Genomic DNA, 25289 nt, shown 5'->3' with positions numbered 1-25289 from the left:
GATCCGGCTGAACATTTAATTCCAAGACTTCACAATCTTTCATATTGCACAAAATATAGATTGAGCGATAAAGCTCTTTACCTACATTCCCTTTCAAGATCTTAAATCTGTATTTCGGTGTCCAAACTATGTGGTATTTGCAACGCCAATATACATGTGATGAACTTCTATAATCGCCCATGTTTTTAGTTTCCTCTTACTTGTGGTGAATAAGAGGTTTACTTCTAGCATGGGCACTCCTTCGGGCAATAGCCCCAAGGTTGAATCACCACCGCCCAAGGCGGTGGTTTAGGGATGACAACAAAAATGCCGTTCACTCTTAAGTGAACGGCATTACCGCATTGCGGTCTTTTTTGTCTCTCTATGCTTTGTCGTTAAAATAAAACAGCAAAGCACTAGCGGATTACAAAATGATCGCGCGCACTTCTGGGTCTTTGCGCTCTAAGTAGTGAATTGATTTAATACGGCGAATGGTACGACAGCGGCCACGAATTAATAGCGTTTCTGTGGTGGCGATGTTGCCTTTGCGGGTAATACCTTCCAGCAGATCCCCTTTGGTGATACCAGTAGCTGAGAAAATGACGTTATCACTGCGGGCCATCTCTTCCATTTTCAGCACTACGCCAGCTTCGACACCCATTTCCGCGCAGCGTGCTAACTCTTTTGCACCATAAATACGGTTTTCTTCCGTATCGCCTTTGACTTCATGACGTGGTAGTAGACGGCCATGCATATCACCATCTAGAGCTCGGATGACCGCGGCTGAAACCACTCCTTCAGGTGCACCGCCTATGCAGTACATCACGTCGACTTCACTATCAGGCATGCAAGTTAGGATCGAGGCGGCGACATCGCCATCTGGCACAGCAAACACGCGAACACCCATCTCTTGCATCTGCGCTATGGTGGCATCATGGCGAGGTTTCGCTAAGGTGATCACCACTAGAGTGTCTAATGGTTTATTCAGCGCGGCGGCGATATTTTCTAAATTCTCTTTTAAAGGCTTATTGAGGTCAATGCACCCTTTAGCGCCGGGGCCAACCACCAATTTTTCCATGTACATATCAGGTGCTTTAAGGAAGCTGCCTTTTTCGCCAGCCGCCAAAACAGCCAATGCGTTTGACTGGCCCATTGCCGTCATGCGCGTACCTTCAATAGGATCCACTGCGATATCAACCGCATCGCCACCAAGGCCAACAAGCTCGCCAATGTAGAGCATTGGAGCATCGTCAATTTCGCCTTCACCGATTACAATTTCACCTTGGATGTCGGTTTTATTGAGTAGGTTGCGCATGACTTCTACCGCTGCGCCATCGGCCGCATTTTTATCGCCTCGGCCAAGCCATTTGTAACCTGCCAGTGCGGCACCTTCAGTGACTCGAGAGAATGCCATTGCTAAATCGCGTTTCATGCTAGCTCCAAAGAAAAGGGAATAGGAAATTTCGGCGGGAATTTTAGCATATCAAATAGTAAACGTTTGCTTTTTTAGTTCACAAGGGTTGCACTTGATCAAAGCTAAGCCTCAAATTGAGCAAATCCATGGCCAGATAAAGTGTTTTTCGGCCTAGGCTTGGCGCTTAAGTGAGTTGACGGTTAAGTTGAGCCGATTTTTTAGCCAAATAGCGAGAAAATTTGCATATAGTGAGTGTTTCTGAGCGCTGTGCTGAGTAGAATGAACCAATAAGTGAAATTTTGTTCACCTCAACCGAATAACTAAGGGTATGCACCATGTCTTTTGAAGTATTAGAACTACTAGAAGCAAAAATTCAAACCGCAGTTGACACCATCGCACTTCTACAAATGGAAGTGGAAGAGCTTAAAGAAGAGAAACAGCAGCTCGTGAATGAAGCGAATGAGCTAAAAGTAGCGCGTGAAGAGCTTGAGCAAAAAGCGCAACAAATGGAGCAAGAGCAGAGTGCATGGCAAGATCGTATTCGTAGCTTACTTGGTAAAATGGACGACGTGGAATAATCTGCTCGCTTAAGTGATACCACAACGCCGACATCAAGTCGGCGTTACTTTTAATCAATCATCGCGTTTTATCACGAGCAACATTTACCAATAATAGCGTTATGAGTGTAGAGAAAGTTTATGCTTTCGGTCTTACGCCCAACGTATGGCACAATGCGTAGGTCATTTCAGCGCGATTGAGCGTATAGAAATGGAAGTCTTTGACGCCTTCACGGCTTAAAATGCGTACCATGTCAATGGCTTGGCTTGCACCCACGAGCTGGCGTGTGGTTGGGTCATCATCTAATCCATTAAATTGTTTCGCCATCCATCCGGGGACTTTAACGTTGTTTTGCGCGGCAAAGCGAGAGGCTTGTTTAAAGTTTGATACCGGTAGAATGCCCGGTACAATTTCAGCATCAATACCAGCGGCTACGCAGCGGTCGCGAAATCGTAAGTAGCTTTCAACATCAAAAAAGAATTGAGTAATAGCGCGGTTTGCACCTGCATCAATTTTGCGCTTTAGATTGACCAGATCGGATTGCGCGCTTTTCGCTTCAGGGTGGACTTCTGGAAATGCCGCGACAGAAATATCAAAATCATGGCGAGATTTGAGTAGAGTCACTAAGTCGGAAGCATACATTTCTGGTTTGCCGCCACCAGCGGGAATATCGCCACGCAGCGCAACTATGTTCTGGATGCCGTTGTGCCAGTAGTCATCGGCAATCTGAATCAACTCATCGCGAGAGGCATCAATGCAAGTGAGGTGCGGTGCTGCAATAAGGCCAGTTTGATCTTTAATCTCTTTAATGATCGAATGAGTGCGGTCGCGCTCGCCAGAGTTTGCTCCGTAAGTCACAGAAACAAATTTAGGTTGTAGGGTTTTTAAACGGTGAACGGAATTCCACAATGTCTCTTCCATTTGCGCTGAGCTGGGTGGAAAAAACTCAAATGAGACATTGATATTATCTGATAGCTCAGCCACGTTCTGGTTGAGTGCATCAATATGACCGGCGTGCGTGTATCCCATTTTATTTCTCCCTGTGGCGTTCTTCCGCCAATCTACTATTCCTTAAGTTGACGTTTAGACGTCTATATGTCCACAGAATGTATTGAATAGCATTTAATGTCAACACTGTAATTATGAATATTATTCATGTTGATTGTGAGTGACCTTCAAGTCATGCTCAACCTCGGTATGCATGACCTAATATCATCCTTTCGCAGTTAAATTAAGGAGCCTAGTGGCCCCTTAATCTGGAATAAGCTGGAGTGTTACAGCAAGCTTGACAGCAAGTTGAGGTCCGATTGGATAGCTCCTGCTGTTACTTCTCTACCTGCGCCCGGGCCACGAATCACTAACGGGTTATCGCGATACCATTTACTCTCGATAGCAAAAATGTTGTCACAAGGTAAAAGGTTAGCCAAAGCGTGTTCACGCTCTAAAGCTTCAACCCCCACCGTTGCTTTGCCATTTTTCTCAAGCCTTGCGACATAGCGTAGCACTTTATCTTCACGTTGTGCTTTGGTTAGTCTCTCTGCTAATTTTTCACTCAGTAGTTGGCCTTTGTCTAAAAAGTCATCCAATGAGAGGTGCTTGAGCTCATCAGGAACCAGTGATTCAACTCTGACATTTTCCGGTTCGATCTGTAACCCTGCTTCACGGGCTAGGATCACCAGTTTGCGCATTACGTCTGAACCATCCAGATCGCTACGCGGATCAGGCTCGGTAAGTCCTTGTTGCCATGCTAAATCGACCAGTTCGCTAAACGGTATTGAGCCGTCGAATTGCTGAAATAACCAAGATAAAGTACCAGAGAAAATACCAGAGAGGGCGACGATTTCATCGCCGCTTTCACGCAAATCACGTACCGTGTGGTTAATGGGTAAACCTGCGCCAACCGTCGCGTTGTAGAGCCAATGGCGGCTAATTTTCGCGAACGCTTCTTTTATTTGGTGGTAATCGACGCTAGAGGAAGAGCCCGCGACTTTATTCGCTGAGATGAGGTGCATCCCATTTTCAGCAATGCTGAGATAGTGATCAGCCAGTTCTTTGCTTGCGGTTACATCGAGCACAACCGCTTCGTCATATCCTTGAATATTGCTTAATCGTTGTAGCCAAGCCATTCCTTCACTGGCAATCGCTTCATCGTCAAAATGCTTTAAAACCGATGCTGCATCAATCCCTTGCTCATCAAACCAATAGGTTTGGCTATCGACCACCGCGACCAACTCGAAGTTCATGCCATGGCGTTTTTCTAACTCTGATTTTTGTTCAGCAAAAAGTTTTAACCAACTCGAACCAATGTTGCCTTTGCCACACAGTGCCAGTGCGACCCGTTTTTGCGCCTGAAATAGTTGGTTATGCATACCCACCACTAAGGGGGTGATCGGCGTTTTACGCAGTACCGCGACTAAACTCAGCCCAGATTCGGCTTCACAGATAAACTCGATCGGTGATGAACGTAGCTGTTGATAAAAGCCATAGCAGTGATTGGGGTTTTTCGTCACTCCCGCACCCACGGCACCCACTAACGAAAAGCCTTCTTTGAGTTTAATCTCCGCTTCAAAAGCAGCATCTTGCAGATGAGCTAGGGCTCCACCTGAAATCTCAGCAGTATAGGCAAGGCGCAGTTGGTGTTGATCGGCTTGAGTATCGAAAGCTAGCGGTTCGAGTTGAGCACGACGCAAGCTGCGTAGCACATCGTTTTGTAGGCGCTGGAAGTCATGCCCGTGAGCAAAATTAAGCTCAATCAACAGCACATCATCAAGTGAAGTAATGATTTTGGCACCGCGTCCCGATGCCAATACACGCTCAATACGAGTCGATCCTGCTTCGGGTTGATAACTGCAGCGCAAGTGCAAATCCATGGTGCTTTGCGCCACGGGCTGCAAAGTTCGGCTGTGCAATACTGGGGCGGCAAGGCGCGCTAACTCGTTGGTTTCGTCCAAACGCAGTAGCGGCAGTAAACAGGCATCACTAACAATGCGCGGGTCGGCGCTATAAACACCGGCCACATCACTCCAAATCGTTACTCGGTTTACTTCCGCAAGTGCGCCGATCATAGTGGCGGAGTAATCGGAACCATTGCGCCCAAGTAGCACAGTATCACCTTGTTCACTGCGAGCCATAAAGCCTGTGATGATCACTCGGTGATGCGCGTGTTGTGCCAAAATTTCTTTCAGCAAAGGGTAGGAGCGAGCGCGATCCACTTCCGGTTGTGTGCCTGCTTGCGCGCGAAGAAATTCGCGGGCGTCTTGTGCCACAGCCGCAAGGTTATGTTGATTGAGTAACGCCGCCAATAAGCGTGATGACCACACTTCACCATGGCCAAGTACCGCCGCTTGTTGAGCTGGCGATAGGGGCGCGCAAAGCTGACCCAAGGTGCGAATTTCGTTGGTGAGTAAAGTGATGAGCGGTTGCGCTGCATCTTCATCGAGCAGCGCGTTGATTAAATCGATTTGGTACTGACGGACCGATTGCAAGTTCTCATGAGCCACTCGGCCATCTTTATTGAGAGCGTCGAGAAATTCGATTAAACGATTGGTGGTTTTTCCTGCGGCAGAAACTACCACCAAATCATCAGCTTGAGAATACTCTTTTAAGATATTAACGACCCGTTTGTAGCATTCAGGATCGGCAAGGCTGCTACCGCCAAACTTGTGCAATTGACGTAGGGCAGTCATTAATAGGCCTCCTTCGCTTTAGCAAAGGCTTGCACGAGATCGTCAATCAAATCTTGGGCATCTTCTAAGCCGACCGATAGGCGTAATAGCTGCTGTGAAACACCGGCTTCGGCCAACGCTTCTTCGCCCATCGCTCGGTGAGTCATCGAAGCGGGGTGGCAGATTAAGCTCTCCACACCTCCTAATGATTCTGCCAGTGAGAATAATGTTAACTGAGAGACAAAATATTTGAGCTGTTCAAAGCTGCCCGCAAACTCAAAACTGAGCATAGAGCCAAAGCCAGATTGCTGCTTTTTCGCAATCTCATGGCCAGGATGCTCTGGCAAACTCGGGTGATAAATGACCTTTACTAAGGCTTCGCTTTGCAGATAGTCCAAAATGGCACGTGAGCTTTCCTCATGGACGCGCATTCTTGCGCCTAAGGTACGAATGCCACGCAGCGTCATATAGCTATCAAAAGGGGTTCCCGTTGAGCCAAGGCAGTTGCCCCACCATGCTAGCTCTTCAGCGTGCTGCTCTGTTTTGGTGATAACAACTCCGCCAATCACATCGGAGTGGCCGTTGATGAATTTGGTGGTGGAGTGGATGACAAAATCTGCGCCCAACTCTAATGGTTTTTGGAAAACTGGCGTTAAGAAGGTGTTGTCAACCGCCACTAATGCACCGACGGCGTGTGCTTGTTGGCAAATATCAGCAATATCTACCACGCGAACCAATGGGTTGGATGGGGTTTCAATGAGTACCAATTTGGGTTTTTTCGCCAAAGCGGCCTGCAAAGCGTTTGGATCGGATTGATCAATAAAGAGTGTCTTAAAATCGCCTTTTTTGGCGCGTGTATTAAACAGTCGATATGTGCCACCGTAACAGTCATGCGGGGCCACAATCAGATCGTCAGGACTTAAAAAGGCGGAAACCCATAGATTCAGCGCCGAAGTGCCACAGTTAGTCACCACTGCGCCTTGACCCGATTCGAGTTCAAACAACGCTTTTTCGAGCAGACCTCGATTTGGGTTGCCAGAGCGTGTGTAATCGTATTTAGGCACTTCACCAAACGCAGGAAAGCTATAATTTGTCGAAAGATAAATTGGAGGCACAACAGCATGATATTGAGAGTCGGATTCAATACCGGTTCTAACGGCGATGGTGGCTGGCTTGCGAGTGGTCATGACGGTTTCCTTACTTAATTAAACTCAATAAACTGACTTTTATTGAGGGGTTCCTGCTTTATCTGGGGACAACGAAAGGGCAACGTCCATTGTCTCGAGTATTAGCTATATCCGATAGTGCGTGAGATTGCTATCCCCTTTCTAACTTGAAGTTGCTGCGATGTTGGCTAGGTTCACCTACTTCAATCACATAGTCTGGCTGCCTTGACTTGCCGCTCTGCTGAAATTTCAAGTATTTCGGGTATCTCTTTGTCGATAATGGCACACTTTACTGAACTCAAAAGAAGACGTCAATATATCTAGACGTCTATATGTCTTTGCTTGTGGCGGTAAATCCCGCTAAAATCCAACTTTCAAATTTTTAACGACCAATTACGATAACGAAGGTGCGCAATGGCAGACTGGAATGGGGAATACATTAGCCCATATGCTGAACATGGGAAGAAGAGTGAGCAAGTCAAAAAAATCACCGTTTCAATCCCATTGAAAGTGTTGAAAGTATTAACTGATGAGCGCACTCGCCGTCAAATCAATAACTTACGCCACGCAACGAACAGTGAGCTGCTGTGTGAAGCCTTCTTGCATGCTTATACCGGTCAACCTTTACCGACCGACGAAGATTTGAGAAAAGATCGTCCAGACGATATTCCGACGGAAGCAAAAGCATTAATGACCGCCATGGGTATTGAATTTGAAGCGTATGATGATGAAGAAGTGTAGCGCGTAATTGCGGTACAACGAGATAAAATAGAGAGGATACTGGGTAAGTTGCCATTGTGACTTTGGCTCTGTGTCTCAGAATATAAAAAAACCGCTGAAAGTCAGCGGTTTTTTTTCGAGCGAGGCATTTAGCCGCTCAAGCTTGTGATTATTCTTGCATGTAATTGACAGGCATCTCGATTCGAGCGACGCCAGAGTCAACCGCTGCTTGAGCAACCGCTTTAGCAACACGAGGCAGTAGGCGTGGGTCCATCGGTTTTGGAATGATGTATTCAGGGCCGAAACTTAACGCTTTTACGCCTGCAGCTTTCAACACTTCAGCCGGCACTTCTTCTTTAGCCAGTTCACGTATCGCCTCAACTGCGGCTAGCTTCATTTGGTCATTAATTTCACTAGCACGGACATCCAAAGCGCCACGGAAAATAAATGGGAAGCACAACACATTGTTGACTTGGTTTGGATAATCGCTACGGCCTGTGCCGAGAATTAAATCGTCACGTACCGCGCGTGCGAGTTCCGGTTTAATTTCCGGATCCGGGTTTGAGCAAGCAAATACGATCGGTTTATCGGCCATTAATTTTAGCGCTTCGGCAGGCAGCAGGTTGGGACCTGACACACCTAGGAATAAGTCAGCGCCTTCAATCACATCTTCCAGTGTGCGTTTGTCGGTGTTATTAGCAAACAACTGCTTATATTCATTGATGTCATCGCGACGAGTATGAATCACACCTTTGCGATCAAGCATGTAGATTTTTTCACGCATTGCGCCGCACTTAATCAGTAGTTCCATGCAAGCGGTAGCTGCTGCGCCAGCGCCAAGACAGACGATAGTGCATTCGTTGAGTTTCTTGCCTTGTAGTTCAATCGCATTGAGCATGCCAGCTGCGGTAACAATCGCAGTGCCGTGTTGATCGTCATGGAAAACAGGCACATTACAGCGCTCGATCAAACGGCGTTCAATCTCAAAGCAATCTGGTGCTTTGATATCTTCTAAGTTGATGCCGCCAAAGGTGTCGGCGATGTTGGCAACCGTATCGACAAATTCATCGATTGTGCGGTGTTTTACTTCAATATCAATTGAATCAAGCCCAGCAAAGCGTTTGAACAGTAGCGCTTTTCCTTCCATGACGGGCTTGGAAGCCATCGGACCTAAGTTACCTAAACCAAGAATAGCCGTGCCGTTTGAGATCACAGCGACGGTGTTGCCTTTCGCAGTGTATTTATAAACGTTGTCGATGTTCTGTGCGATTTCACGAACCGGTTCAGCGACGCCCGGGCTGTAAGCTAAAGCAAGGTCTTCAGCCGAGTCGGCAGGCTTAGTTAGTGAAATGGCAATTTTACCCGCGGTTGGGTAAGCATGGTAATCGAGTGCGCGTTGGCGAAATTGTTCTTCTGCCGTTAATTCTTGGTGAGTGTCATCAGACATAGGTATAAGTGCTCGTGTTGGATTGGAAAAGGTCCATAATTCTAATGGATGTCGCTCAAACTTCCTAGGCGGGAACCTGACGTGCTTCATCAAAAAATGGAGAAAATGTCGCAGATAAGACCAGTGCGTACTGACAACTATACAAAAAATGCCAACAAAAAAGGATGCCGAAGCATCCTTTTTTAATTTTCTAGCAAAAAAGAGACTATTTGCTAGAAAGAGCACCGAAACGCTTGTTGAAGCGATCTACACGGCCGCCAGTATCAACGATACGTTGCTTACCAGTGTAGAATGGGTGACATTTGTCACACACGTCTAGGTGGATAGAATCTTTGCCTAGCGTTGAGCTGAACTCGAAAGAGTTGCCGCAAGAACAAGTCGCGCTAACTGCTTTGTACTCTGGATGGATACCAGCTTTCATGGGATAACCTCAAATTGGGCCGCGTCGCTATCCGAATCTATGCCGGACACCACACGTAGTTAATAAAAAAATGTTGATACCGCTGACTGCTTAACATCAAGCAAGAAGCCATATCATCAAGGCGCGATATATTAATGAATCCTCTTCAGTGGATCAAGCCATTTCGCCGCTATTTTCGCCACATTTTTGTCCAATGACGAAGCTCGAATTTCGGTGACGCATCCAGTAGACTGTCTTTTCACATTTTTTGTAGAACGAACGGTCGATTATGCGCCCCACCATTGCACGCGTTGCCTTACCTGTCCCATTGGATAAGCAGTTTGATTATCAGATCCCAAGTCATCTGTTTCCGATTGTTGGTGGACGAGTGTCGGTGCCATTTGGTCGGCAAACTCTGGTGGGTATCGTCACCGCTATAGTCAGTGAGTCTGAGTTTTCAGTCGATCAATTAAAGCCGCTAAAAGTGGTGCTCGATAGCCAGCCAGTCTGGCCAGAGAAACTCTATCAATTGCTGTTATGGTGTAGCCAATTTTATCAATACCCATTAGGCGACACGTTATTTAATGCATTGCCTGGCGCATTACGCAAAGGGAAAGCGGCCGATTTTTCGACCTTAGTGGAGTGGCAACTGACGCCCAGTGGGCGCGATCAACTCATGCAAGGATTCGGGCGAGCGGTAAAGCAAGCCAAAGTGATGACGATGCTTGAGTCTGGCGCTGTGCCCCATCAACTGTTTATTGATGAAGAGGTAGGTAGCAGCGTACTCAAAACCTTACAAGAGAAAGGCTGGATAGAATCACTGGAAAAACGGCCGACACTGACGGCTTGGCCGCAAAATGTTGAAGCGGATGTGGAAAAGCCCAAGCTCAACCAAGAACAAGCGATCGCGATTGCTTCAATTAATAGCCATCGCCATTTCGCATGCTATTTACTTGAAGGAGTCACCGGTTCAGGGAAAACCGAAGTTTATCTAAACTTAATCAAGCCCGTTTTAGAAAAAGGACGTCAGGCATTGGTACTGGTGCCTGAGATTGGTCTAACACCACAAACCATTAACCGCTTTCGTAAGCGATTTAATGTGCCAGTTGCCGTGGTCCACTCGGGGCTCAATGAAACCGAGCGCCTCAACGCGTGGTTAGCGGCGCGTGATAATATTGCGGGCATTATCATTGGTACTCGCTCAGCGCTGCTAACGCCTTTTGCAGACCTAGGTATCATCATTGTTGATGAAGAGCACGACGCTTCGTATAAACAGCAAGATAGCCTACGCTACCATGCAAGAGATGTTGCGGTAATGCGTGCAAACCTTGAGCAGATCCCGATTGTGCTTGGTTCTGCCACTCCAGCATTAGAAACGTTGCATAATGCATTGAGCGGCAAATATCATCACTTAAGCTTAACTCAGCGTGCGGGCGTAGCGGTTCCCACTAAAAACAAGGTGTTGGATGTGAAAGGCCTGTTTTTAGAGAGTGGTTTATCAGCGCCGCTGATTGCTGAGATGAGAAAACACCTCAGCGCAGGTAACCAAGTGATGCTGTTTCTCAATCGCCGCGGCTTCTCGCCCGCGCTGATGTGCCATGAATGCGGTTGGATTGCCGAGTGTAAACGTTGCGATGCGTACTATACCTTTCACCAATATAGCAGTGACATGCGTTGTCACCATTGTGGCTCGCAACGTCCGGTGGTTCATCAGTGTCAAGGTTGTGGTTCCACTCAGTTGGTTACGGTTGGGGTAGGTACCGAGCAACTTGAAGCGCAACTGGCGCAGCTTTTCCCCGAATATAAAACGGTGCGTATTGATCGCGATAGTACGCGTCGTAAAGGCAGTTTAGAAAGTGCGTTATCATCGATTCGCCAAGGTGAGTATCAGATTTTAATTGGCACGCAGATGCTCGCTAAAGGGCACCATTTTCCCGATGTGACTTTAGTAGCGTTATTGGATGTGGATGGTTCGCTATACAGCAGTGATTTTCGCGCCGCCGAACGCTTGGCGCAGCTATTTACTCAAGTGGCAGGTCGAGCAGGGCGCGCTAGTAAACCCGGCGAAGTGATTTTACAAACGCATCACCCGGAACACAGTTTGCTGCAAGCATTGTTGCAAAAGGATTATCGTCATTTTGCAGAAACCGCGTTAGAAGAGCGGAAAATAGCGATGTTGCCACCTTACACCTATCTCACACTGTTTAAAGCGGAATCCAATCAAGCTTCGATGGTGGAAGAGTTTTTACGCCAAATTAGGCATACGTTAGAAGCGCATCCGTTATTTGATGATTCGTGCTTAGTATTAGGGCCAACCCCAGCCCCATTGGCGAAAAGAGCGGGCAAATATCGCTGGCAGTTATTACTGCAAACTCAGCATCGCTCCAAAATGCAAAAACTATTGATGAGTGCTAAGCCTGCGATTGGACTGTTACCATTAGCCAAGAAAATTCGCTGGTCGTTAGATATTGAACCGCAAGATCTCAGTTAAACCTCCGTAGCGTTTTCGATGAAATGAGATGTAACATATTGAAGCAATCGAGTGCTAAAATGGTTATTGTTATTTTTGTCAGCCTATTTAATCCTCTCTAATGTGAGTGGCTTCACGCTTATTATGTAAAATTTGTTAATCTGACCGTAACTTTCTGGGTGGAAATGAATAGACTATCACTCATATATCCGCTGTGAATAACAGCTCAGCGTTCAAAATGGATAACCAGATTTTACAACCGGATTTTATAAACATAACAACGGGTGATTTCAGCCCAGTAACAACTTTTAAAGAGGTTAATTTCTATGGCGACAATGAAGGATGTTGCCCAGCTTGCAGGTGTATCAACCGCCACAGTATCTAGGGCGTTGATGAACCCTGAAAAAGTATCATCTTCAACGCGAAAGCGTGTCGAAGATGCTGTTTTGGAAGCTGGTTACTCACCAAATTCTCTCGCTCGCAACTTACGCCGTAATGAATCTAAAACCATTGTCGCTATCGTGCCTGATATTTGTGACCCTTACTTCACAGAGATCATTCGTGGTATCGAAGATGCGGCGATGGAACATGGTTATTTAGTACTGTTGGGTGATAGTGGTCAGCAGAAAAAGCGAGAAAGTTCGTTAGTTAACCTCGTATTTACTAAGCAGGCCGATGGCATGTTGTTGCTGGGAACTGATTTGCCGTTTGATGTTAGTAAGCCGGAGCAAAAAAACCTGCCACCTATGGTCATGGCATGTGAATTTGCGCCAGAACTTGAGTTGCCGACGGTACATATTGATAACCTTACTTCAGCGTTTGAAGCGGTGAACTATTTGACGCAGCTCGGGCACAAACGCATCGCGCAAATATCGGGGCCAGCAGAGGCCACGCTGTGTAAGTTCCGCCATCAAGGTTATCAACAAGCTTTACGCCGCGCAGGAATTACCATGAACCCTAATTATTGCACTTATGGTGATTTTACTTTTGAAGCTGGGGCTAAAGCACTGCGCCAATTATTGGCGTTATCTGAGCCACCCACAGCCATTTTTAGTCATAATGACAGTATGGCGATCGGTGTCATTAAGGAAGCCAAAAAATTGGGTTTGCGCGTTCCACAAGATATTTCAGTGGTGGGATTTGATGATATTCAATTTGCGCTCTACTGCGATCCACCGTTAACGACCATCTCACAGCCGCGCTATGAGATAGGGCGTCAAGCGATGCTCATGATGCTCGATCTTCTTCGCGGTCAAGAGGTCGGCGCAGGTTCTCGACTATTAGAAACCAAGTTAGTGATTCGAGAAAGCGCAGCGCCTCCTCGCTTGAGCTAACCACATGCAGCGCATTTTTGATGCGCTGCAACTCTTTCAACACTATTAAGTCGTTGGAAACTGCATTAACATTGGCACAAACCATCAACTTTTGAATTCTCTGTGGCTAATAAAGATTATGTAAGGCGCGGTCGTAGTCCGAAAAAGCCTACCCCGAAAAAAACAGCTCCACGTCGTAAACCTTGGCGTAGTGGCTTATTGGCACTGTTGCTCGTTTCCGGTTTTGGTTATGGGCTGTTCTTACTCAGCCGTGATCCTGAGCCGCCTCAAGCGGTTGTGGTTCCTACAAAACCAGTCGCAAAACCTAAGCCAGAGAAAGTGATCCCACCGCCCCCAGAGGAAAAATGGGATTACGTGGATAGCTTGCCGAAACGTGAAGTAGAAGTGGTAGCCAAAGAACAAAAAGTGTCTGAAATCCCTTATATCATGCAGTGTGGGGCGTACAAAACCTCGGCACAGGCTGAAAGCCGTAAACTTGATATCGCGTTTCAGGGTTTAAAAAGTGAAATCCGAAAAACGGAAGGCAGCAGTTGGTATCGCGTGGTATTAGGGCCATACAAATATAAGCGTGATGCGCAGCGTGACGAGCATAAATTACAACGCGCTAAAATTGAGCCGTGCGCCATTTGGACTGAACCACAATAAGAGCGATCACTCACCGCATCCAATCGATTCGCGGTGAGTGTTTTTTGTGACTTGAAATCTTCCCCAACCATCCTCATATATTTGCTAACTCCATCGTGAAAACAAATAAGAGGTCCTGTCGTGACTACCATCGTCTCTGTACGTCGTAATAATAAAGTTGTCATCGCCGGTGACGGACAAGTATCGCTCGGTAATACCGTAATGAAAGGCAACGCGCGCAAGGTTCGCCGTCTGTACAATAATCAAGTCTTGGCAGGGTTTGCAGGTGGCACAGCCGATGCGTTTACCTTGTTTGAGCGCTTTGAAAGTAAGCTGCAAATGCATCAAGGTCATCTGACTAAGGCCGCGGTTGAGCTGGCAAAAGATTGGCGTAGTGACCGAGCACTGCGTAAGCTAGAAGCGATTTTAGCGGTGGCTGATGAAACTGCATCGCTCATTATTACGGGCAATGGTGACGTCGTTCAACCAGAAAACGACCTGATTGCTATCGGTTCGGGTGGTAATTTTGCCCAAGCTGCGGCGACCGCATTATTAGAAAATACCGATTTAGATGCACGTGAAATCGCTGAAAAAGCACTGAAAATTGCGGGCGACATTTGCGTGTTTACCAACCATTTCCACACTATCGAAGAACTAGAAATACCGGCGGAATTGCTACTGCAACAAACAGTGACCACCGAAAAATAAAGACAGTGTTAGGGTAAAGAATTAAGGAAAATCTGATGTCTGAAATGACTCCACGTGAAATTGTTCACGAATTAAATCGCCATATTATTGGTCAAGATAAAGCCAAACGTTCGGTGGCGATTGCGCTGCGTAACCGCTGGCGTCGCATGCAGCTCGAAGAGAGCTTGCGCGCCGAAGTAACGCCGAAAAACATTTTGATGATTGGTCCAACTGGGGTGGGAAAAACGGAAATTGCTCGTCGTCTCGCCAAGCTTGCCAACGCACCATTTATTAAAGTGGAAGCGACCAAATTTACCGAAGTGGGTTATGTTGGTAAAGAAGTGGAAACCATTATTCGCGATTTAACCGATGTCGCGGTAAAAATGACTCACCAGCAAGCGATGGAAAAAGTGCAATTTCGCGCGCAAGAGCAAGCAGAAGAGCGTATTTTAGATGCTTTATTGCCGCCAGCTCGTGATGCTTGGGGAGAGAATGAAAAGGGCGAAGAGAGCTCGAACACTCGCCAAATCTTCCGTAAAAAGTTGCGTGAAGGAAAGCTCGACGACAAAGAGATTGAAATCAATGTCGCTGTCCCTCAAATGGGGGTTGAAATTATGGCACCTCCAGGCATGGAAGAGATGACCAATCAGCTGCAAGGTTTGTTTCAGAACCTTGCAGGGGATACCAAGAAAAAACGCAAACTCAAAATCAAAGAGGCCTTCAAAGCTTTGACTGAGGAAGAAGCGGCAAAATTGGTCAATCAGGAAGAGCTGAAAGATCAAGCTATTTTTAATGTTGAAAATAACGGCATTGTCTTCATCGATGAGATTGACAAAATCTGTAAACGCGGCGAAAGCTCAGGTCCAGATGTGTCGCGTGAAGGGGTACAACGTGATTTGCTACCTTTGATTGAGGGCAGTACCGTCTCGACTAAGCACGGCATGGTTAAAACTGATCATATCCTCTTTATTACGTCGGGTGCATTCCAAGTGGCGAAGCCCTCTGATTTAATCCCCGAGTTGCAAGGCCGCTTGCCGATTCGCGTCGAACTTGAAGCATTATCGAGCCATGACTTTAAACGTATTTTGACTGAGCCGAAAGCCTCTCTGACCGAGCAGTATATTGCGCTGATGAAGACGGAAGAGGTGCACATTGAATTCACTGAAGATGGCATCACTCAAATTGCGGAAGCCGCGTGGAAAGTGAATGAAACCACGGAAAATATCGGCGCACGTCGCCTGCATACCGTGATGGAGCGTTTGATGGATGAAATCTCATTTGATGCAACAGAAAAGCCTGGCTCCTCAATGATTATCGATGCCGCCTACGTCAAGCAGCGCCTAGGTGAGTTAGTCGAGAATGAAGATTTGAGCCGCTTTATTCTTTAGCGGATCGAATGGCCAGTACACTGTTTGTAGCCCGTCCAAAGTGACGGGCTTTTTATTGCCGTGTTATACTCGCCAGCAGAACAGTATATACTGACCCCTTTTTTGAACGGCAGTGACCTTGCATGAAGAATTCGCTCCATATCTGGCTTGATGCGGCCAGGCCTAAAACGCTCCCTCTCGCGCTAGTTTCTATTTTAACGGGCAGCGCGTTAGCTTTCTCATCGGGCCATTTTTCGTTGCCAGTAGCGCTGCTTGCTCTGCTTACCGCAACTTTATTACAAATCTTATCCAACCTTGCAAATGATTATGGTGATGCGGTCAAGGGTACGGATAATGAGGCTCGCTTAGGGCCAATCAGAGCGATTCAATCCGGTGCGGTGACGCTCGATGATATGAAGCAAGCGATGCTGATTAACATCACATTGACGGTTATCTCGGGTTTGGTGTTGATTTTTTATGCACTGGATAGCGTGCAAAGTATTCTGGCTTTTGTCGGACTGGGCGTGCTCGCTATTGTGGCTGCGATTGCTTACACGGTCGGTAACAAACCCTACGGTTATGTCGGCTTAGGTGATTTATCCGTATTCATTTTCTTTGGTTTACTTGGGGTGTCTGGAACCTATTTCTTGCATACCGGCCATGTGGAACCGAGCCTGTTTTTACCCGCGTTAGGCTGTGGCTTATTGGCAGTCGCTGTGCTCAATGTCAACAATATGCGTGATATTGAAAATGATGCAGTTTGCGGTAAAAAAACCGTTGCCGTACGTCTTGGGCAAACGCGCGCCAAGCAATATCACTTTATGCTATTGGCGGGTGCGGTGATCGCTTTTGCTTGGTATTTGGTGATGCAAAGCAGCCCAACGTGGATCAGTTTGCCCTTTTTGTTGAGCATTGTGGTAGTGGTAAAACACAGTAAAGCGGTGTGGATGAGTGATCAACCTGCGCAGATAGCACCTATGATGCCCGCTATCGTCAAATGTTCACTGATCACCAACTTGTTGTTTGTTGGAATTGTTATAGCTCAAACTCTGACGAGTTAATTGTCGCTTGTCATTGCAATGACTTAATGACCCTATATACTCGGTGAAGATAATTTTCGGCAAGAGAAGAACCATTATGGAATACAACACCTCTGCGTTATGTGATATTTATCTCGACCAAGTCGATGTGGTGGAGCCAATGTTTAGTAACTTTGGTGGAAGCGCATCCTTTGCTGGCCAGCTTACGACGATTAAATGTTTTGAAGATAATGGCTTAATCCGTGAAGTATTAGAGCAAGATGGGCTAGGACGGGTGCTGTTAATTGATGGTGGTGGTTCACTGCGCCGTGCGCTGATTGATGCAGAATTGGCCGCTCTTGCTGAAGAAAATGAGTGGGAAGGCATCGTTGTTTACGGTTGTGTCCGTGAAGTGGATGAACTCGAAGAGATGAGCATCGGCATTCAAGCGCTCGCCTCTATTCCTGTTGGAGCATCCAATCAAGGTATCGGTGAAGTGGATGTGCCTGTCAATTTTGGTGGCGTCACTTTCCTACCTGAAGATTATTTGTACGCTGATAATACGGGTATTATTTTATCTCCTGAGCCTTTAAATGTGGATATGGACTTAGATGATGACCTCGATGAGATTGAAGAGTAGTTTCTCGCGCTGAAGGGCGATGCTTCTAAGTGATAAAGCCAGCGTGAATGCTGGCTTTTTTATATTTAGTTCACCACGACGTGCTCAACCAGATAAATGGTAGCATTAGCGAAACAGGTAAGTTCGTTTTAGACGCAGGGCGTAGTAATAACCCAGCAGCCCACCTAAGGTATTGCCTGCGGCAATCCCGATAAATAGCCCTTCGACATCATAGAGATACGAACCTAACCACGCGGCAGGAAGAGTGAACACAAATAGCCGCATCACGCTCCACTGAAAGGCGCGCATAGGTTGATGCAATGCATTCAATCCAGAGACAAGCATCATCACAATGCCTTGAAAGCCATAGCTCAGTGGCACCACCAGCAAATAGTGCCACAATAGATCGCGCACCGAGGGCTCTTGAGAAAATAGGGCTGACAAAGGGATGCTCAGCGGTACCATCATCGCAAAAATCATCAATTGAAATACGATAGAAAAACGCATGCTTAGGAACAGGCCAGCAAAGCTACGCTCAATATTTTTTGCGCCGATGTTTTGTGCCATAAAGGGAGTCAGTGCTGAGGTTAGTGACATCAAGACCAAAATGAGTATCGACTCAATACGCTGCGCGGCGCCGTAAGCGGCTACTGCAGCCGTGCCATGACTGGCCAGCATCATCATTAATAGCGCGCCAGAGAGTGGATTCATTGCATTGGAGAGTGCCGCTGGTGTGCCCACTTTTAAGATCTGCTGCCAATCATGCCATAAAGTAGGGAAATACGGCCATGCCAATAATTTTTCTCTTTTGATTAAGACATATAGCGATCCGCACAGTGCGCCTAACCAACTGAATGCACTGGCAATAGCAGCACCTTGGATTCCTAATTCAGGGAAAGGGCCATAACCAAAAATCAGCAGCGGATCGAGCAGACCGTTAATACAACCTGCGAGCATCATAATTTTAGCCGGTGTTTTGGTGTCACCCGTGGCTCGAATTGCGCTGTTACCAGCCATGGGAATAACGAGCAAAGGAATGGTCAAATACCAAACCTGCATGTATTGCTCAATCAAAGGGATTAAATCGTCAGTGGCACCAAGCAGTAGGAAGAGTGGCTTAATGGTCAGTAAACCCAGAATTGAAGCAAATGTCACCAGCACCACAGCCAGTAACACGCCGTGACTGGAAAAACGCGCTGCATTTTTAGCGTCACCTTGACCGAGTAAGCGGCCAATACTCGTCGAAAGTCCAATACCAATTCCCATGGTGATGCAGTTAACCGCAAAGGTGACGGGAAAGGTAAAACTGATGGCGGCAAGAGATTCGGTGCCCAGCAGTGAGATAAAAAAGGTGTCGACCAAGTTAAACATCAAAATCGCGATCAAACCAAAAATCATTGGGATCGTCATTTGACTGAGCACATTTGGAATTGGGGCGGTTAATAGGCCGTGTTTATCGTGCATTACTGGCAACGTAGGTTAAGCAAAACGTTAGGATACTTGATTCTGGCGATCGCGACTATAGCTGCTGGGATGGGAAGTGTGACGCGAGTGAAGAAACAAAAAAGGCCAGCAAATGCTGACCTTCTTAACGATAATTAGTGTGAATAATTACGCTTTTTTCGCTTCAGCTGCTGCTTTTGCGATAGCTGCAAAGCTTTTCGCATCAAGTGCTGCGCCGCCAACTAGAGCACCATCAATGTCTGGTTGTGCGAAGTAAGCTGCTGCATTTTCAGGTTTTACAGAACCGCCGTATTGGATAACGACATTCTTCGCGACTGCTTCTGATTTTGCAGCAATGTGCGCGCGAATGGCAGCGTGAATACGTTGAGCATCATCTGCTGTTGCTGCTTTACCTGTGCCGATCGCCCAGATTGGTTCGTAAGCGATGATCGCACCTTCTAGCGCTTCAACACCTTGAGTGTTGATCACAGCGTCAAGTTGACGTGCACATACGGCTACTGTTTCGCCAGCTTCGTTTTGTGCTTCAGATTCACCGATACAAAGTACTGGTGTTAGGCCATTTTCTTTTAGGAATGCAAATTTTTGCGCCACAAATTCATCGGATTCGTTGTGGTATTCACGACGCTCAGAGTGACCAATGATGATGTGTGTTGCACCGAATTCTTTCAGCATTGCTGGAGACATATCGCCAGTGAATGCGCCACTGTTGTGTACGTCGCTGTTTTGGGCACCCAGAATGATCGCGCTACCCGCATCGGTCAGAGTGCGCTCTGCTAGGTCAATAAAAAGTGCTGGTGGAGCAACGGCTACGTCAACACCCGTTACGCCTTCAAGCTCTGCATTCAGACCATTTAGCAGCTCAACAACCATCTCTTTGCTGCCGTTTAGTTTCCAGTTACCCATAACTACAGGATGACGCATAGGAATATCTCCATTATCTATCAAAGTTAAAATGAATGAATGTCAAAAATAAACGTGATTGCGAAAGAATATAACAGATAAAATCGGTCAGATCATGATTCGAGTCATGACTTTATGGGATCTTAAGCAATGCGTGACACCCCTTATCAGTGATCAGATAGACAGAATAGCCGATAATGGCTCGGATTTTACGAGATTAATTGCTATTAGTGGCTGTTAAAAGAAAAGCTAGTGATACCAATAAGGCTCACCAGTGTTGAAATTTGATCATGAATGAAGAAAAGGAATTCGTATGCCCAACCTTGTTATGGAATACTCGAACTCTGTGGATGAGCGTGTGAATGTTCAAGGGTTATTGGAAGATCTTCACCAAGTCGCACTTCGCTGCGGATTATTTGACGCTGACTCAGTGAAATCACGGGCGCTACGCTGCCACCATTGGTGCATTGGTGAAGAGGGCGACAGTGTTGATTTTATTCACCTCAGCTTTGATTTGCTGTCAGGGCGGACACCTGAACAAAAAAGAGAGTTGTCACGTCAATTAATGACGGTATTGCAACAGCAAGCTAGTCAAGTCAGGAGTCTGACCGTGAATGTGCGTGATATGGATAAAGATTGCTTCCAAAAGGTTGTAAATTAACCATTTTAGGTAACAAGATGTCAATTAAAGAACTGCTATTTTCATTTCAAGGACGCATCGGGCGCAAAGTATTTTGGATGTGGAATCTCTGTTATTACGCGTCCATTATGGGCTTCGCACTCGCTGCAAACCAAATATTTCCTGCCTATACGCACCTGATCTTGCCGCTGTTTTTGCTAGTGGTGTTACTGCCTGATTTGGCCATCACGGTAAAACGTTGGCATGACAGAGATAAGTCTGCTTGGTGGTTATTGCTTAATGTCCCCTTGGTGATCGGCCGTATGAGTATGCCTTTTGCTAGTGCCGAGATTGCCACTCAAGCCAGTATGACAGAGTCATTGGTATCGCTGGTCGCACTGGTTTGTGGCTCATGGATTTTAGTCGAATGTGGTTTTATGAAGGGAACGCAAAGCCGCAACCGCTACGGACCTGAACCAGAGTAAACTTGATAGAAAAAAATTGATGAAACAACAGGAGGCCAATGCCTCCTGTTGTTTTAAAAAGCTTCAAATAGCGAGGTTAACGCCAGTCGCTGTGGCGCGGCACAAATGGAATGATGGTCGCGCTCGGTTGAGTGCGCGCCGATTCGCCATCTAAGGCATTTCTAAATTTCATCATCTGTTCGCCGAGCTCACGCATCAGCATAACATTAGCATGGACAGGGTTTTTGCATTGGCTCACCACCAAGTCAATGTGACTTTGCTGAGCCCATAACCTGTCTTGCATGTTGTTGGAAGAGGAGAGGATCATCTCTTCACAGATATCTTTTTTCAGTTGCGTAAAGGCATCTGGATTATGTTTGGCAAGTTCAACCAACTCATCAAAAGAAGGTAAGGCCTGTTTTTGAGGGGGCTCCATATCTTTCTCCTTTACACTATTTCTCTGTTGATTATTTTATCAACACAATGAAAGCATAACCGATCAATAAGGTAGGAGTTGGAACGAAATCGCCATTTCTTACTAATGAGACGATCTTAGCGTGGTGTGATTTGATAACGGCAGCGACGCTCACCCATAATGATGTGTTCGCTCCGCTCAACTACATATTGCTCACCGATCAACGTTTGGAAAATATTAAGTTCAGATTGGCACAGATTAGGGCAGCGTGCCGCAGCTTTACAGATGGGGCAATGGTTCTCAATTAAAGTGTAACCGTTCGTTGATGGTATGAGCTCTGCCATATAGCCTTCTTGCTCACGAAGCGTCACTAGCTTAGCTAGTTTTTCTTCTAAACTGTGGCAATCAATTAATGCTTGTTGATACTGTGCTAATGTGTGAGCTTCACGCTCTGCCGCCACTTTGGCTAGTCCTTCTTTACCAAAAAGGTGCTCAACAGCATCAATCACTTGGATTATCAACTCGCCATGCCGATCAGCAAATTGGTCGTGGCCTTGTTGTGTCAAAGACCAGTGTCGAGTAGGGCGTCCGACTTTTACTTTGACATCATGAAACGCCACAATGCCATCATCTTCCAAACTTTGTAGGTGCTGGCGAGCCCCCATGGTGGTAATTCCTAGGTCGTCGGCCAGTCGTTTAGCGGTTACCGCTCCATCGCGTTTGATGGTTTGAAGTATTCGGTCAATGGTTTTCATCGCATTCCTCTGTTTGCCTTATCTATTATGAAGAAGCAGCTTAATAAAGCAAATTATTGACTATACAGGATGAGCCGCTAGTAACTTTTGTCAGCACAGAACCAAGATTCGCTATCAATTCGTTAAATAGATCACAAAATTTTCGCTTTCCCCCCTTGGGATCCCTTGCTTGCTCCCCCACATATCACTCACGAGCTGAGTAATCAGCCTTTTCATAAACCTAACGGAAAATCTAATCAGGAGAGACGACCGATGAACATTCGTCCATTACACGACCGAGTTATCGTTGAACGCCAAGAAGTTGAATCTAAATCTGCTGGTGGCATTGTTCTAACAGGTTCCGCTGCAGAGAAATCGACTCGCGGCGTCATCTTAGCAGTAGGCAAAGGCCGAATCCTTGAAAATGGTTCGGTACAACCGCTGGATGTCAAAGTAGGTGATACGGTTATTTTTGCAGAAAGCTACGGTACTAAAACGGAAAAGATCGACGGTAAAGAAGTGCTCATTATGTCTGAAAACGACATCATGGCGATTGTCGAGTAAGCATTGAGTAATTTTTGCTCTGATTCAAAAACGATTGATTAAAACAGAATTTAGAAAAGGAAATTAAAGATGGCTGCTAAAGACGTTAAATTTGGTAACGATGCACGTATTAAAATGCTAGAAGGCGTTAATATTCTAGCCGATGCAGTAAAAGTCACCCTTGGCCCTAAAGGCCGTAACGTTGTGATAGATAAATCGTTTGGTTCACCTATTATCACCAAAGATGGTGTCACTGTTGCGCGTGAAATTGAACTGGAAGACAAATTCCAGAACATGGGTGCACAAATGGTGAAAGAAGTTGCTTCTCAAGCTAACGATGCAGCGGGTGACGGAACGACAACCGCAACGGTATTAGCGCAAGCGATCATCACTGAAGGCTTGAAAGCTGTAGCAGCGGGTATGAACCCAATGGATCTTAAGCGTGGCATCGACAAAGCTGTCGTGGCGGCGGTTGAAGCGTTGAAAGAGCTTTCAGTACCTTGTTCAGACACTAAAGCGATTGCGCAAGTGGGTACTATTTCTGCGAACTCGGATTCAAGCGTGGGTAACATCATTGCTGAAGCGATGGAAAAAGTGGGCCGAGATGGCGTTATCACTGTTGAAGAAGGCCAAGCACTGCAAGATGAACTCGATGTAGTGGAAGGTATGCAGTTTGATCGTGGTTACCTATCTCCTTACTTCATTAATAACCAAGAAGCGGGCAGTGTTGATCTAGATAGCCCATTCATCCTATTGGTTGATAAGAAAATTTCTAACATTCGCGAACTGCTTCCTGCACTTGAAGCGGTAGCAAAAGCTTCTCGTCCACTACTGATTGTGGCGGAAGATGTTGAAGGTGAAGCATTGGCGACGCTGGTTGTGAACAACATGCGTGGCATTGTAAAAGTTGCTGCCGTGAAAGCACCTGGTTTTGGTGATCGCCGTAAAGCGATGCTACAAGACATTGCTACCCTAACGGGCGGTACTGTGATTTCTGAAGAGATCGGTCTTGAGCTTGAAAAAGTGACCTTGGAAGATCTAGGCCAAGCGAAGCGCATCTCTATCACTAAAGAAAACACCACCATCATTGATGGTGCAGGTGAAGAGCAAGCCATTAAAGGTCGCGTTGCACAAATTCGTCAACAAATTGAAGATGCAACTTCAGATTACGACAAAGAAAAACTACAAGAGCGCGTGGCCAAACTGGCAGGTGGCGTTGCAGTGATCAAAGTCGGTGCAACCACTGAAGTTGAAATGAAAGAGAAGAAAGATCGCGTAGAAGATGCACTGCATGCAACTCGCGCAGCCGTTGAAGAAGGCGTGGTTGCGGGTGGTGGTGTTGCACTGATCCGTGCGGCTGCTAAAGTTGCGGGCCTTGAAGGTGACAACGAAGAGCAAAACGTAGGTATTCGTGTTGCACTACGTGCGATGGAAGCACCAATTCGTCAAATCGTGAAAAACGCGGGCGAAGAGGATTCTGTTGTGGCTAACAATGTTCGCGCTGGTGAAGGTAACTATGGTTACAACGCTGCGACGGGTGAATATGGCGATATGATCGACATGGGTATTTTGGATCCAACCAAAGTGACTCGTAGTGCTCTACAGTTCGCAGCTTCAGTCGCGGGCCTCATGATCACCACAGAAGCTATGGTGACTGAGCTACCGAAGAAAGAAGCGGCAATGCCTGATATGGGCGGCATGGGCGGTATGGGAGGGATGATGTAATCATCCTCTCTCAATAAGAAACCGGAGCTTGCCTCCGGTTTTTTTTTCGCATAATTAGCTCAATCCTGACGTTTGAGTGATCCGACTCTTCTAGACTTCGTCTCTTCACTGATCACAATTTGGTGATGATGTGAGTGAAATAGCGTGAACAAACCCAATATTAACGGTTTCATTGGTCAATGGAGATCTTTATGAAAAAAGTACTTTCAGCACTAGCCGTAGTGGCTGCGTTATCTTCTTCTGTTGCGATGGCTGGCACTCCAGTTATGTTTTCTTCCATCAATAACTTCAATGCGCCGGATGAAAATGCGGTATCAGGTGTTCGTGTTGCGGCTCTTTACGGTAAAGTGAATGAGGTTAAAGGCTTAGATCTCGCCGTTGTTGGATTATCTGAAACTGACTCTACGACGGGTGTAAATTTAGGTCTTTTAGGGGCATCGAAAGTCAATCAAGAGATGACTGGTGCTTCACTCGGTTTGTTAAACTGGAATACAGGGCAAACCGTGGGTGCTAACGTGGGTGTAGTGAATCTGACCAACAATGTACAAGGTGCTAACGTCAGTCTAGTGAACTACTCTGAAGGTAATACCATGGTTGATGTTGGTGCAGCAAACTTCTCTGATACATCGAAAGTGCAAGTGGGTTTGTTCAACAAAACCACAAAAATTGAAGGTGTTCAGGTTGGTCTAATTAACTGTGCGGATAATGGTTTCTTTAAGTGTTTTCCTATCATCAACTTTGCTAAATAGCCGATGAATTGAAATCGAAAGAGCAGCATCAAGCTGTAATGCCGATCAGTTAAGACTTTAATCGGCAGATCAGTTGAATGATCCTACCTTTATGTAAAAATCCGATAGACCCTGTTTATCGGATTTTTTTATGCACGTTTCTCAAGCCCTCGATATCATCAACAGTTATAAACCCAATCAAGTTGAAACACTCGCAGACCTCTTGCC

The 25289-nt window shown here is 46.3% G+C and carries 25 protein-coding genes; 14 read left to right on the top strand and 11 right to left on the bottom strand.

The window, feature by feature from the left end:
- The coding region (tnpA, locus tag AACQ42_RS11450) for an IS200/IS605 family transposase (RefSeq protein ID WP_141195638.1) at positions 1-181 on the bottom strand (181 nt) is incomplete at its 3' end.
- 222 nt (positions 182-403) lie between these two features.
- A complete protein-coding gene (gene glpX, locus AACQ42_RS11445) occupies positions 404-1411 on the bottom strand; it encodes a class II fructose-bisphosphatase (protein ID WP_013855841.1) in 1008 nt (335 codons plus the stop codon).
- Between the two features lie 317 nt (positions 1412-1728).
- On the opposite strand from glpX, the gene zapB reads away from it, so the two are divergent.
- A complete protein-coding gene (gene zapB / locus AACQ42_RS11440) occupies positions 1729-1971 on the top strand; it encodes a cell division protein ZapB (RefSeq protein WP_013855843.1) in 243 nt (80 codons plus the stop codon).
- A gap of 118 nt (positions 1972-2089) precedes the next feature.
- On the opposite strand, the gene metF is transcribed toward zapB, so the two are convergent.
- The 3 genes from metF to AACQ42_RS11425 all read right to left on the bottom strand — a co-directional run bounded on the left by metF (position 2090) and on the right by AACQ42_RS11425 (position 6803).
- Positions 2090-2980, bottom strand: a complete 891-nt coding sequence (gene metF / locus AACQ42_RS11435; RefSeq protein ID WP_017043191.1) for a methylenetetrahydrofolate reductase — start codon at positions 2978-2980, stop codon at positions 2090-2092.
- Between the two features lie 245 nt (positions 2981-3225).
- A complete protein-coding gene (locus AACQ42_RS11430) occupies positions 3226-5637 on the bottom strand; it encodes a bifunctional aspartate kinase/homoserine dehydrogenase II (protein ID WP_094166318.1) in 2412 nt (803 codons plus the stop codon).
- Positions 5637-6803 carry an O-succinylhomoserine (thiol)-lyase gene (locus AACQ42_RS11425; RefSeq protein WP_017046779.1) on the bottom strand — a complete coding sequence of 389 codons (1167 nt, stop codon included), beginning with the start codon at positions 6801-6803 and terminating at the stop codon, positions 5637-5639. Before AACQ42_RS11425 ends, AACQ42_RS11430 begins: the two co-directional genes overlap by 1 nt.
- Before the next feature lie 393 nt (positions 6804-7196).
- On the opposite strand from AACQ42_RS11425, the gene metJ reads away from it, so the two are divergent.
- Positions 7197-7523 (top strand): met regulon transcriptional regulator MetJ, encoded by a 327-nt coding sequence (metJ, locus tag AACQ42_RS11420; protein ID WP_010318342.1) that lies wholly within the window; start codon positions 7197-7199, stop codon positions 7521-7523.
- A 148-nt stretch (positions 7524-7671) separates the two neighbouring features.
- Here the strand turns inward: metJ and AACQ42_RS11415 are convergent, their stop codons facing one another.
- Positions 7672-8949 carry a malic enzyme-like NAD(P)-binding protein gene (locus AACQ42_RS11415; protein ID WP_026027888.1) on the bottom strand — a complete coding sequence of 426 codons (1278 nt, stop codon included), beginning with the start codon at positions 8947-8949 and terminating at the stop codon, positions 7672-7674.
- Positions 8950-9154: 205 nt separating this feature from the next.
- Positions 9155-9370 (bottom strand): 50S ribosomal protein L31, encoded by a 216-nt coding sequence (gene rpmE / locus AACQ42_RS11410; RefSeq protein ID WP_010318344.1) that lies wholly within the window; start codon positions 9368-9370, stop codon positions 9155-9157.
- A gap of 268 nt (positions 9371-9638) precedes the next feature.
- On the opposite strand from rpmE, the gene priA reads away from it, so the two are divergent.
- The 7 genes from priA to rraA all read left to right on the top strand — a co-directional run bounded on the left by priA (position 9639) and on the right by rraA (position 17490).
- Positions 9639-11840: a primosomal protein N' gene (priA, locus tag AACQ42_RS11405; RefSeq protein WP_094166317.1), complete on the top strand. Its 2202-nt coding sequence runs from the start codon at positions 9639-9641 to the stop codon at positions 11838-11840.
- A gap of 305 nt (positions 11841-12145) precedes the next feature.
- Positions 12146-13153, top strand: a complete 1008-nt coding sequence (gene cytR / locus AACQ42_RS11400; protein WP_017043195.1) for a DNA-binding transcriptional regulator CytR — start codon at positions 12146-12148, stop codon at positions 13151-13153.
- A 102-nt stretch (positions 13154-13255) separates the two neighbouring features.
- Positions 13256-13798, top strand: a complete 543-nt coding sequence (locus AACQ42_RS11395; protein ID WP_013855850.1) for an SPOR domain-containing protein — start codon at positions 13256-13258, stop codon at positions 13796-13798.
- 120 nt (positions 13799-13918) lie between these two features.
- A complete protein-coding gene (gene hslV / locus AACQ42_RS11390) occupies positions 13919-14485 on the top strand; it encodes an ATP-dependent protease subunit HslV (RefSeq protein WP_010317615.1) in 567 nt (188 codons plus the stop codon).
- A gap of 35 nt (positions 14486-14520) precedes the next feature.
- Positions 14521-15852 carry an HslU--HslV peptidase ATPase subunit gene (hslU, locus tag AACQ42_RS11385; protein ID WP_013855851.1) on the top strand — a complete coding sequence of 444 codons (1332 nt, stop codon included), beginning with the start codon at positions 14521-14523 and terminating at the stop codon, positions 15850-15852.
- Between the two features lie 122 nt (positions 15853-15974).
- Complete coding sequence (locus AACQ42_RS11380; protein ID WP_094166316.1) at positions 15975-16892, top strand: 1,4-dihydroxy-2-naphthoate polyprenyltransferase; 918 nt, start codon at positions 15975-15977, stop codon at positions 16890-16892.
- A gap of 76 nt (positions 16893-16968) precedes the next feature.
- Positions 16969-17490 carry a ribonuclease E activity regulator RraA gene (gene rraA, locus AACQ42_RS11375; RefSeq protein ID WP_026027418.1) on the top strand — a complete coding sequence of 174 codons (522 nt, stop codon included), beginning with the start codon at positions 16969-16971 and terminating at the stop codon, positions 17488-17490.
- A 105-nt stretch (positions 17491-17595) separates the two neighbouring features.
- Here the strand turns inward: rraA and AACQ42_RS11370 are convergent, their stop codons facing one another.
- Both AACQ42_RS11370 and tpiA read right to left on the bottom strand, forming a co-directional pair.
- A complete protein-coding gene (locus AACQ42_RS11370) occupies positions 17596-18933 on the bottom strand; it encodes an MATE family efflux transporter (protein WP_088729194.1) in 1338 nt (445 codons plus the stop codon).
- A 147-nt stretch (positions 18934-19080) separates the two neighbouring features.
- Entirely contained in the window at positions 19081-19854 is a 774-nt protein-coding gene (gene tpiA / locus AACQ42_RS11365) for a triose-phosphate isomerase (protein WP_026027419.1), read from the bottom strand.
- Between the two features lie 292 nt (positions 19855-20146).
- On the opposite strand from tpiA, the gene AACQ42_RS11360 reads away from it, so the two are divergent.
- Together AACQ42_RS11360 and AACQ42_RS11355 are read left to right on the top strand one after the other, a co-directional pair.
- Positions 20147-20494, top strand: coding sequence for a 5-carboxymethyl-2-hydroxymuconate Delta-isomerase (locus tag AACQ42_RS11360; RefSeq protein ID WP_013855856.1), 348 nt, complete (start codon positions 20147-20149; stop codon positions 20492-20494).
- 17 nt (positions 20495-20511) lie between these two features.
- Entirely contained in the window at positions 20512-20937 is a 426-nt protein-coding gene (locus AACQ42_RS11355) for a DUF805 domain-containing protein (RefSeq protein ID WP_026027889.1), read from the top strand.
- 76 nt (positions 20938-21013) lie between these two features.
- Here AACQ42_RS11355 and AACQ42_RS11350 read toward each other — a convergent pair whose 3' ends face one another.
- Positions 21014-21352: a DUF3135 domain-containing protein gene (locus tag AACQ42_RS11350; RefSeq protein ID WP_013855858.1), complete on the bottom strand. Its 339-nt coding sequence runs from the start codon at positions 21350-21352 to the stop codon at positions 21014-21016.
- Between the two features lie 116 nt (positions 21353-21468).
- Positions 21469-22086, bottom strand: coding sequence for a helix-turn-helix transcriptional regulator (locus AACQ42_RS11345; RefSeq protein ID WP_017043200.1), 618 nt, complete (start codon positions 22084-22086; stop codon positions 21469-21471).
- Between the two features lie 252 nt (positions 22087-22338).
- Between AACQ42_RS11345 and AACQ42_RS11340 the strand changes: the two genes are divergently transcribed.
- The 3 genes from AACQ42_RS11340 to AACQ42_RS11330 all read left to right on the top strand — a co-directional run bounded on the left by AACQ42_RS11340 (position 22339) and on the right by AACQ42_RS11330 (position 25082).
- On the top strand, positions 22339-22629 hold the full coding sequence (locus AACQ42_RS11340; protein ID WP_010317634.1) for a co-chaperone GroES: 291 nt from the start codon (positions 22339-22341) through the stop codon (positions 22627-22629).
- Between the two features lie 69 nt (positions 22630-22698).
- Positions 22699-24333, top strand: coding sequence for a chaperonin GroEL (gene groL / locus AACQ42_RS11335; protein ID WP_013855861.1), 1635 nt, complete (start codon positions 22699-22701; stop codon positions 24331-24333).
- 191 nt (positions 24334-24524) lie between these two features.
- Positions 24525-25082, top strand: a complete 558-nt coding sequence (locus AACQ42_RS11330) for a VC2662 family protein (protein WP_026027420.1) — start codon at positions 24525-24527, stop codon at positions 25080-25082.
- Positions 25083-25289: the final 207 nt, after the last annotated feature.

This window comes from Vibrio sp. V12_P9A6T4, from assembly GCF_963874835.1.
GTDB classification, from domain to species: Bacteria; Pseudomonadota; Gammaproteobacteria; order Enterobacterales; family Vibrionaceae; genus Vibrio; species Vibrio anguillarum.
The sequence above is the reverse complement of the archived record's forward strand: the minus strand, read 5'-3'. Positions and strand labels throughout refer to the sequence as shown.